Here is a 4,275-nt window from a genome sequence, read left to right on the forward strand (position 1 = left end):
GCGAGTTAGCCGCCGTTGCGCATGCGCGAAGCGCGAGCAACGGTGGCTAACTCGCGGCCCTCCAGGGGCCGCGCTCGAGCGCGCCAGCGCTCCAAAAACACAGCCCAATACCGTTTTGGGCGCAAACCCCAAAGGCCCGTCCTACGACACGCGAATAATCAAAGCGTCGCCCTGACCGCCACCACCGCACAGCGCGGCAGCGCCCACGCCACCACCGCGACGCTTCAGTTCCAGCGCCAGGTGCAGCAGGATGCGGGCGCCCGACATGCCGAGCGGGTGACCGATAGAGATGGCGCCACCGTTGACGTTCACCTTCTCCGGGTCGTAGCCGAGCTTGCGTGTAGAGGACACACCGACGGCCGCGAAGGCCTCGTTGATCTCGATGAGGTCCAGGTCGGCGGGCGTGATGCCCTCCTTGGCGCAGGCGGCCAGGATGGCGTTGGCGGGCTGATCCTGCAGCGTCGAGTCCGGTCCGGCGACCTGGCCCGCGGCACCGATCTCCGCGATCCACTCGAGCCCGAGCTCCTCGGCCTTCGCCTTGCTCATCACGACCACCGCGGCCGCACCGTCGGAGATCTGCGAGGCGGTGCCCGCGGTGACGGTGCCGTCCTTGCGGAAGGCCGGACGCAGCTTGCCGAGCGACTCGACGGTGGTGTCGGCGCGGATGCCCTCGTCCTCGGTGACGTAGACCGGGTCGCCCTTGCGCTGCGGCACGGCCACCGGCACGACCTCGCCCTCGAACACACCGTTCTTCCACGCGGCCGCGGCACGCTGGTGCGAGGCGGCGGCGAACGCGTCCTGCTCCTCGCGGCTCACCTTGTCGAGGTCGTTGCGGTCCTCGGTGAGCAGACCCATCGCCTGATCGGTGATGACGTCGTGCAGGCCGTCGTAGGCCATGTGGTCCACGAGGGTGGTGTTGCCGTACTTGAAGCCCTCGCGGCTCTTGGGCAGCAGGTGCGGAGTCTGGCTCATCGACTCCATGCCGCCCGCCACGACGATCTCGTGCTCGCCTGCGCGAATCAGCTGATCCGCCAAGGCGATCGCGTTGATGCCGGACAAGCAGACCTTGTTGACGAGCACCGACGGCACATCCATCGGGATACCCGCGGCGATGGCGGCCTGGCGCGCGGGCAGCTGCCCCGCACCGGCCTGCAGCACCTGGCCGAGGATCACGTACTGGACCTGCTCGGGCGCGACGCCACCCTTCTCCAGGGCGGCCTTGATGGCCACACCGGCCAGATCCGAGGCCTTGAAGTCCTTCAGACCGCCAAGCAGCCGCCCGACCGGGGTACGCGCACCGGACACGATGACAGAAGTGGTCACGCAAGCCTCGCATTCATAGTTCGAACCTGTACTCAACGGTAACCCCTGCGGACCGGCGGCTGGTACGCAGGTCGCGCTAGCTTCGTGGGGTGACCAATGCGAACTTCATCCCCGCCGACTACGTCATCGCCGTCGACCATGTGGGCATCGCCGTGCCCGACCTCGACACCGCGGTGGCCTGGTACACCGACAACCTCGGCATGGTCGAGACCCACCGCGAGGTGAACGAGGCCCAGGGCGTCGTCGAGGCGATGCTGTCGTGCCCGGCCGCCGCCGACCGCGCGACCGCCCTGCAATTGCTGGCCCCGCTCACGCCCGAGTCGACCATCGCCAAGTTCATCGACCGCAGCGGCCCGGGACTGCAGCAGCTGGCCTACCGGGTCACCGATATCGAGGCCGTTTCGGGCTTCCTACGCGAGCGTGGGCTGCGTTTGCTGTACGAGGCGCCTCGACACGGAACCGCTGATTCTCGCATCAATTTCGTCCATCCGAAGGATGCTGGGGGTGTGCTGATCGAGCTCGTGGAGCCGAACCCGGATGTTACGCACTAGTAGGCCGGTCCGACCGGGAAATCTCGGCGAGATCACATTCCCGGTCGAGTCTCCATCGTGTCGCTCGAGGCTGTATTTTGTGTGCCATGTCGTCACCTGAGTCCGATCGCAATCGCTTCGTTGCACTGCCCTTCACCGTTGTGCGCAAGGGTTATGCGCAAGACGAGGTGCGCAACTACTTCGACCGCTTCGACGCGGAGCTTCGCGTCACCGCCACCGACCGGGATGCTGCCGCCGCGCAGGCCCGCAATCTCGCCGCCCAGCTGGAAGACGCCCGGGACGAGATCGACGAGCTCCGCAAGGAGGTCGACCGGCTCTCCGTGCCGCCGACCACCGCCGAAGGTATGTCCGACCGTATCTCGCGCATGCTGCGCCTGGCCTCGGACGAAGCGTCCGAGGTTCGCGCACTGGCCCAGGCCGAGGCTGCCGAGATGGTGTCGATCGCCGAGCAGCAGGCCACCGAGATGCGTGGCAAGTACGAGTCGCTGCTCGCGGAGACCAAGGAGAAGCGCGAGGCGCTCGAGATCGAGTTCGAGCAGACCCTCGCGAAGGCGCGCACCGAGTCGACCAAGATCATCGAGGCCGCCCAGGCCGAGGCCGAGCGTCTCGCCAAGGAGGCCGAGGCCAAGCGCAAGGCCACCCAGCAGGACTTCGAGGCCACCATGAACGATCGGCGCACCAAGCTGACTCGTGCCATGGAGGAGCTCGAGGCCACCAGTCGCGCCGAGGCCGCCCAGCGGATCAAGGACGCGACCGACGAGGCCAACCGCCTCATCAGCTCCGCCACCCAGACCTCCGAGCGCAAGATCGCGCACGCGAAGGAACTGGCCGAGGAAATGCGCGTGCTGCGCGGCCGGGTCCTGGCCCAGCTGCTCGGTATCCGCGGTCAGCTCGACTCGGTGCCCGCCATGCTCGCGGCGGTCAACCGTGAGAGCGAACTGCTCGACGGCGCCCCCGAGCGTAAGTCGATCAGCAACAACAACAATGGCAACAACAAGTCCGTCTCGGGCTCGCGCCAGAACAAGGCCATCCCGGAGGTCTCCGACGAGGACATCGTCGACGAGGACCGCGAGAGCGCCGACGTCAACTGACCCTGTCGGACTCTGCGACGACACGTCTACACCTGGAAAACCGGAGGCCACCTCGAATCATCGAGGTGGCCTCCGGTTTTCGGCGTCTCGGCCGGGCTCAGGACCAGCGGCGCGTGATTCCCCGTGTGCGCCTGCCGTTCCAGCAACCCTGATGCCAGTGCCTACGATCGTCCTCACCGCCCTCGACGGCCCAGGCGACGATATGGGCCACCCCCGGCGCGATCTCGTGGTCACAGCCCGGGCAGCGGTAGGTCTTCACCGCCCGCGCACCGGGAACCGTTCGCACGACATAGATCTCGTCGCCGCCCGGCCCCTCCTCGGTGCGCCCGTACACATCACCGAGCGGCGGCGGGCCGCTACGGCCTTCCTGGCGCGGTTTACGACGTGGCATGGCACTGCTTCCTAGAACAACCGGAAAACGTTGCTCTCGGTGCCACGCAGCTCGTCGTAATCGAGCGTGAGGCAACGGATCCCCCGGTCCTCGGCGAGAGTCTTCGCCTGCGGCTTGATCTGCTGGGCCGCGAACACACCGCGCACAGGCGCGAGCAGCGGGTCGCGGTTGAGCAGTTCCAGATAGCGGGTGAGCTGTTCGACGCCGTCGATGTCGCCGCGTCGCTTGATCTCCACCGCGACCGTCGCGCCGTCGGCGTCGCGGCACAGCAGATCGACGGGGCCGATCGCGGTCATGTACTCGCGGCGCACCAGGGTGTACCCCTCCCCGAGCTTGGTGACGTGCTCGGCGAGCAGCTCCTGCAGGTGCGCCTCCACACCGTCCTTCACGAGGCCGGGATCGATACCGAGCTCGTGCGAGGAATCGTGCTCGATCTCCTCGATCGCGATGCGCAGTTCCTCGCCGGCCTTGTTGGTCACCACCCACAGGGCCTTGAAGTTGTTCTCGGGCGCCTGCATGGGCTCCTCGCGCAGCGGACGCACGCCCTCGGGCAGTTCCGCCGGCGGGTTCAGCGAGGCGACGTCGCGCTCCTGGAGCCAGCACGGCGGGCTCATCCAGTTGAGCGGCTTGTACGAGCCGCCGTCGGAATGCACCAGCACCGAACCGTCGGCCTTGATGAGCAAGAGCCTGCGGGCCATCGGGAGGTGAGCGGTCAGCCGACCGACGTAGTCGACCTGGCAACGAGCAATGACAAGGCGCACCCGGCCACTCTAGGGGACGCTCCGGAGAACGCAAAAAGGCCCTCCAGCATGGCTGGAGGGCCTTTTCGTGAATGATTGTCCGGCGGTGTCCTACTCTCCCACACCCTGTCGAGTGCAGTACCATCGGCGCAGGTGGCCTTAGCTTCCGGGTTCGGAAT

Annotated in this window: 5 protein-coding genes; 2 read left to right on the plus strand and 3 right to left on the minus strand. The window is 67.2% G+C overall.

Features of this window, described 5'->3' with window-relative positions; genetic code table 11:
• Positions 1-141 precede the first annotated feature (141 nt).
• Entirely contained in the window at positions 142-1,323 is a 1,182-nt protein-coding gene (locus AB0F86_RS29560) for an acetyl-CoA C-acetyltransferase (RefSeq protein ID WP_356987549.1), read from the minus strand.
• Positions 1,324-1,412: 89 nt separating this feature from the next.
• Here AB0F86_RS29560 and mce point away from each other — a divergent pair, with 89 nt between their 5' ends.
• Together mce and AB0F86_RS29570 are read left to right on the plus strand one after the other, a co-directional pair.
• A complete protein-coding gene (gene mce, locus AB0F86_RS29565) occupies positions 1,413-1,874 on the plus strand; it encodes a methylmalonyl-CoA epimerase (protein WP_067988726.1) in 462 nt (153 codons plus the stop codon).
• A gap of 86 nt (positions 1,875-1,960) precedes the next feature.
• A complete protein-coding gene (locus tag AB0F86_RS29570; protein ID WP_067498215.1) occupies positions 1,961-2,965 on the plus strand; it encodes a hypothetical protein in 1,005 nt (334 codons plus the stop codon).
• Positions 2,966-3,062: 97 nt separating this feature from the next.
• Here AB0F86_RS29570 and AB0F86_RS29575 read toward each other — a convergent pair whose 3' ends face one another.
• Both AB0F86_RS29575 and nucS read right to left on the minus strand, forming a co-directional pair.
• A complete protein-coding gene (locus tag AB0F86_RS29575) occupies positions 3,063-3,356 on the minus strand; it encodes an ATP/GTP-binding protein (RefSeq protein WP_356987547.1) in 294 nt (97 codons plus the stop codon).
• 11 nt (positions 3,357-3,367) lie between these two features.
• The gene (gene nucS / locus AB0F86_RS29580; RefSeq protein WP_067498208.1) at positions 3,368-4,117 is read right to left on the minus strand and encodes an endonuclease NucS; all 750 of its coding nucleotides are present in this window, start codon (positions 4,115-4,117) and stop codon (positions 3,368-3,370) included.
• Positions 4,118-4,275 lie beyond the last annotated feature (158 nt).

Origin of the sequence: Nocardia sp. NPDC023733 (genome assembly GCF_040639775.1) — a bacterium.
Taxonomy (GTDB): domain Bacteria; phylum Actinomycetota; class Actinomycetes; order Mycobacteriales; family Mycobacteriaceae; genus Nocardia; species Nocardia rosealba.

Bases quoted from the DNA above. Each gene is read 5' to 3' on its own strand.
- AB0F86_RS29570 (WP_067498215.1), top strand. From the start codon at position 1,961: ATGTCGTCACCTGAGTCCGATCGCAATCGCTTCGTTGCACTGCCCTTC.
- AB0F86_RS29575 (WP_356987547.1), bottom strand. From the start codon at position 3,356: ATGCCACGTCGTAAACCGCGCCAGGAAGGCCGTAGCGGCCCGCCGCCG.